Annotated in this window: 1 protein-coding gene; it reads left to right on the forward strand. The window is 67.4% G+C overall.

The window, feature by feature from the left end; all coding sequences use genetic code 11:
• Positions 1-472: hypothetical protein (locus AC5P09_RS52135; RefSeq protein ID WP_493880655.1), on the forward strand; the 472-nt coding region annotated here is incomplete at both ends.

Consider the following 472-nt stretch of genomic DNA (forward strand, 5'->3'; position numbering starts at 1 on the left):
ATGCAGGAACTTCGCTTCGACGACGACATCCGGTTCACCGCAACGGTCAGCAGCGATCAGACGTGGCTGAAGCGCGCCCTGGGAGCCCACGAGCTGAGCGTCCAACTAGCCGTCGGAGTGTCGCCCTTCATTGAGGCCGGGAAGATCCTCGCCCTGGAGACGGACCTGTTCGGCTTCGACACGACAGGGCAGCGCCAACGGCTCGCCCGGACGACGGCGAACCTGGCGTACACCCCGAAGATCACCGTCCACCGCGTGAACCTGTCCTTCCCGCTGACGTTGCTGCAGGTCCATGCGATCGAGGAAGGCCGCACCGGCGACGTACGGTTCGAGATCGACCTCAACGCGACGCTGCCGCAGGCGCCCGGCTACCCGGGGAGCGCCCAGGACACGGCGCACATCACCATCGCCAAGAGCCGGTGGGAACAGCAGCTCGCGCAGCTGGGGCCGTCCGCGGCGTTCGAGATGGCCG

It is taken from the genome of Streptomyces sp. a15, from assembly GCF_059026085.1.